Below are 4,878 nucleotides of genomic sequence, written 5' to 3' on the forward strand. Positions count from 1 at the left end.
CTCTGTTGGTACTGTTGAGGTTCAACGGCAGAAAAAACCAGCCTGGATATACCTGACGAAGTGCATCTGCCTGCAGGCAGTGCATAGACCAATACTGAAGGTGCCAGGCTGGCTCGATTCCAATAAAACAGGCAGAGAGTAAAGATCACAAGCTACTTATACAACCTTTTGCCTGTTGGTAAATAGTTCTCCCTCTAACATATGAGACAATGAGAAGAATGAGCAAGATGTGAACCAATCTTTTTCGGTTAATGAAACCAGTACGTATTTGAGAGAAGACATTCAAAACAGCAGGACGTGGAGAAATAATTTGCGCGATTATAACCAAAATAAAGCGGAGTTCAGATTACTTAAAATATTAGGAGATAACAGAGAGAGTGGGATAGCTGTCGGCTTTTTTGGCGCCTTTGAAAAAAATGAAGTGAATGAATTACAGTTAAGAAGAGAAGAACGCTATTACAGGACTCAGGTTTTTCGGGAGGATACCTTAATTGACCGTACTACTGATGAGGAGTTATTTGAAGACACAAACGACCGGCATCAAACCAATGATAAGGTAGTTTTTGGCTTGGAATATTACCGGTGGAAAAATGGGAACGACAGTCGTCATCGTTTATATGTACAACTTAATAACTTCGATCATACCCAAAATATAGACTATATTCGCACCAGGGAGCGCATTCAAGAAGATTTTTATGCTGACTTTACCCAACTGCGCGAGGAACACTATGAGACCACAGGACAAACCATATCACGGGATAATCCGGTATTGTTTAGCTACAATGGGTATCAAAATTTTGGGGTGAATGTGCTGGGTGATGACCATATCTTCATCAACCTGAGGGGCATATATGGATTTGGAGAACAGGAATTAAGGAGTGATCGCGAACAAATTGATCGGCGGATAATTGATGGCAGAATAGATATAAATAACGAGGAAGACTTTGAGACAAGATTTGGCCAGCCTGATTCAAAATTTATGGCCGGAGGGCTAAGGCTTGGTTATGCTATAACTTTGCAGGAAGATAATTTTACTCTTTTTTCCGGGATTACACCATTCTATGAATGGGCACATGAAGAAAATCAGGCCATAGCCACCTTAAATAAACAGTATATTGAGATTAACAGGCATCAGGGCGGGGCAGATATTCCCGTTTTTGGTTTTTTCGATGTCAATGATTCATTCTCTGTTTGGGGTGGAATTAAGGTGAGATTTTCGCATGAATATGTACATACCGATCTTCAAGAACACCCATACGAATTAATCCCTGATCAGGAAAACGATATACTGAAAACCAAGGAGGAAACCACACAATCCAGGCTGGAACAATCCAGTGCTTTGGGCTTTCGTTATACTCATTCATCCGGACTCTCAGTTATAGCCAATACCCGCGGAAATATTTCCAATGTCAATAATTGGGCACTGACCCTGCAATTCAGCTATTAAAGCTGCTTACCTAATTAATAGCTGGATTTCGCTTTACGAACGTTTCAACGGTATCGGAAGCTAAGGCTCCAAAAACGCCGATGCCACCCTCGATATTATAAATCACATTTTGGATTTCGCCAGGGGAGAGAGTAGAACCTCCAAGTTGCACTTCCTGCGAGCGGATGAAATCGTAAATGTTGTCATCCAGCGTGTTGGCTACAATCTTGTTTTCTCCGTAGTAGGCAATGCCAATCCACGGGTAATCGATGGTGATGGAACCGTCCGGGTTTTTCTCAAAGTTGCCTTCATTGATGATGCCGGAGCTGTTGTTGGCAAACAGTTCGAGATCTTCAGGATCCTCGTCGCCATCTTCATAAAAATCGAAATATACGGGGGTAAGGTTTTCGGCAACGGGGTTGTCGGATAGGGCATTGAAGATGAAAATGTTCTGCCGCCCGGGATATGAACTTTCACTCACCGTGATTTCGAGCTGCTCGGAGGATTGGTACACAATGGTATCACGCACGCCTTCCAGTATATCAAAACCACCGGGAATGATGGTGGTGGCGGTAATTTCATCATCCGAATCGGGAAAGGTGATGTGCAGCCGGTAGGTACGCGAAGGCAGCACATGGTGGCTTACATCAGCCCAATAAATACCGGGGTTTTGCATGGAGAATGAATACGAATAAGTTTGCTCAACGGTACTTTCGGGGCCGCTTTCCAGCAACTGAATGGCAACGTTGGCATTGTTGATGGCAGCCTGGGAGAAATCGTACACTTCATCGGCCGGAACCGTTTTGGATAGGCGCACATGAGGAAGTTGGCGATCGGCTACCAGGTAGGCCTCCACTACATAATACTCCTCATAGTCATCTTGTGGATAGGTTTCGCAGGAAACGAGGGCAGCGGCAGCAGTAATCAGTAAAAGGGTTAAAAGATTCTTCATGGCATTAAAAGTTTACAGTGTAAGAAATAGATGGCAGGATGGGCAGCAGGGTAACATCGTTTCGCTCAACGGGATTTTCGTCAAAGTCAAAGCTGTAGAACCAGACATTCCGGCGAGAGTACACGTTGATGAGCTGGAACTGCCATTCGGCGTCGCCCATGCCAAAAAAGGTGCCTTTGCGGGCAAAGGAAACATCCATCCGGTGGTAGTTAGGCAAGCGAGAGGCATTCACTTTTCCCACGGTAAATACGTTTCGGTTTTCGTTGGTAACCGGCAGATCATGCTGTATGTAGCGGCCAAGTACCTGGGTGTAGGCCTGACCGGTGGCAAAATTGAAGGAAGCAGTGGCCTTCCAACGATTACTGAGTTGGTAGTTGGCTACTACGTTGATGTCGTGGCGGCGGTCGTATTTGGGCGGATAAAAACGAGCGGCTTGTTCCTCATTCCCAATTTCGTAATTGAAGCCGGGGAACTTACGCCAGGTATAGCCCAGCGTGTAGCCGATAAAGCCGGTAAAGCGTCCCATCCTTCGTTCAAAAAACACTTCGGCGCCATAGGCATAACCGGTGCCAAAACGGAACATATCTTCATACAGTAAACCGGCTACATCGGGCAGAAACGGGTCCAGTTCAAATAAATCTTCCATGCTGCGGTAGTACAATTCTACATCCAGCCCGTAGCCTTCAAATGGGATGGTTTTGGCGCCCAGAACAAACTGATCACCAAAGGCAGGGTCTACACCTTCGGCCGAAGTAAGCCAGATATCGAAACCGGAGAAGGCTTCATTGGAAATAAGGGTTAAGAATTGGTTGTAGCGACCATAAGCGGCTTGCAGGCGAATACGGTCTGCCGGACGATATTCCAGAGAAAAGCGCGGTTCCACGCGGAAAAAGTCACCGTCTGAAAAATAATTGAAGCGGATGCCGGGCGTGAAGATCCAGCGCTCGTTAGGCGTCCATTCATCCTGCACATAAAACGAGGCATATTGATTTTGGATGCGGCTGCTAAAGGTTTCAGAACCGTCGAAAGTATCTTTGAATTTGAAGGTAAAGTTACCCGCCCAAATCCCGGTTTTTATAAGGTGATTGTTGCCGGGAAGGTATTCCAGGTCGGCCTTGATGGAGAAATCATAAATATTGTTGGTACGGGTGAATTCGGTTCCGCCCAACTCAAAGTTTGGAAAGTTGAAGTAGCGGGAGCCGGTGAACACAAAGTTCGAAAACAGACGCTCTGAGAAAATATGTGTCCAGTTACCGCTGAGTGTTTGGTTGCCGTAATCCAGCCCAAATTCGGCATCATCCCCAAAGGGGAAGGTCACGCGATCCTGTCCGGCATAAAAAGCGAGCGAGAACTTATCGGAGTCCGTGGCGTCAAAATTTACTTTCCCGTTGAAATCGTAGAAGTAGAATTTGCTGGGCACGTTGTCGGTGGTTTGGCGCAAACCTGCCAGCAGCGGTTCCAGGGTGGAACGGCGGGCGGCGAACATCCAGGAGCCTTTGCTATAAGGACCTTCTACCGATACCCGAGAGGCCAGCATACCCGCTGTTACCGATCCGGCCGTTTCGTTACGGTTGCCGTCTTTATTATAGATGGTGAGAACAGACCCCAGCCGTCCGCCAAATTCCGCCGGGTACCCGCCTTTGTACAGCCGTACATCTTTGATGGCATCGGGGTTAAAGGTGGAGAAGAAACCGAAAAAGTGACTGGGGTTGTACACGGTGGTGCGGTCCAGCAAAATCAGCGTTTGGTCAGGGCTGCCACCGCGAATGTATAAGCCGCTGGAAAAATCGGAAGCAGCCTTCACACCGGGCAGCTGCTGAATGGAACGGAATACATCAGCCTCAAACACCGAAGGAAGTTCCTTAATCATTTCGGTTTTAATCTGTTGGCGGCCAATGTTTTTCTGTTCTTCCTCTTCGGCCCGGGAGCGGACTTCAATTTCGTCCAGCTCCAGGCTTTCGGGCTGCAGTTCCACATCCAGGCGCAGGTTCTGGCCGGCTTCAAGCGTTACTTCCTGCCGGAATTGCTGGTATCCTACATAGCTACAAATGAGGGTATAGGTACCCGGTTGAACATTGGTCAGCGAATAATAGCCAAGCGTGTTGGAAGCCATCCCTTTGTTGATTTCAATCAAAGCGATGTTTGCGCTGATCAGTGTTTCTCCCGTTTCTGAATCTGTGATGTACCCGCTGACGGAGGCTCGTTCATTTTCTTGAGCAAGCAGCATGGAGGGGATGGTCAATATCAGACCAAATAATAAAGTGCGGAGCATGTGAGTTTGGTTGTCCCGAATTATTGATTAGTGATAAAGTGCGTCCCTTCAACGAATTGACTCAGAAAAAGTTCAGGCAAATTTTAGATTTAATGTTAAGGTAATAATAAGCCGGTTTTGGCGGATATATTTTTCAGAACTCAGAACTCAGAACTCAGAACTCAGAACTCAGAACTCAGAACTCAGAACTCAGAACTCAGAACTCAGAACTCAGAACTCAGAACTCAG

General features: G+C 46.6%; 3 protein-coding genes. 1 reads left to right on the forward strand and 2 read right to left on the reverse strand.

The window, feature by feature from the left end; translation table 11 throughout:
* Window positions 1-229: 229 nt before the first annotated feature.
* Window positions 230-1,447: a hypothetical protein gene (locus FN815_RS18730; RefSeq protein WP_142456365.1), complete on the forward strand. Its 1,218-nt coding sequence runs from the start codon at window positions 230-232 to the stop codon at window positions 1,445-1,447.
* A gap of 10 nt (window positions 1,448-1,457) precedes the next feature.
* On the opposite strand, the gene FN815_RS18735 is transcribed toward FN815_RS18730, so the two are convergent.
* Together FN815_RS18735 and FN815_RS18740 are read right to left on the reverse strand one after the other, a co-directional pair.
* On the reverse strand, window positions 1,458-2,378 hold the full coding sequence (locus FN815_RS18735; protein WP_142456366.1) for a DUF4249 family protein: 921 nt from the start codon (window positions 2,376-2,378) through the stop codon (window positions 1,458-1,460).
* 4 nt (window positions 2,379-2,382) lie between these two features.
* Window positions 2,383-4,650: a TonB-dependent receptor gene (locus FN815_RS18740; RefSeq protein ID WP_246075364.1), complete on the reverse strand. Its 2,268-nt coding sequence runs from the start codon at window positions 4,648-4,650 to the stop codon at window positions 2,383-2,385.
* Window positions 4,651-4,878 lie beyond the last annotated feature (228 nt).

This window comes from Gracilimonas mengyeensis (assembly GCF_900182705.1).
Lineage (GTDB): Bacteria > Bacteroidota > Rhodothermia > Balneolales > Balneolaceae > Gracilimonas > Gracilimonas mengyeensis.

Bases quoted from the DNA above. Each gene is read 5' to 3' on its own strand.
- FN815_RS18740 (WP_246075364.1), bottom strand. From the start codon at position 4,650: ATGCTCCGCACTTTATTATTTGGTCTGATATTGACCATCCCCTCCATG.
- FN815_RS18735 (WP_142456366.1), bottom strand. From the start codon at position 2,378: ATGAAGAATCTTTTAACCCTTTTACTGATTACTGCTGCCGCTGCCCTC.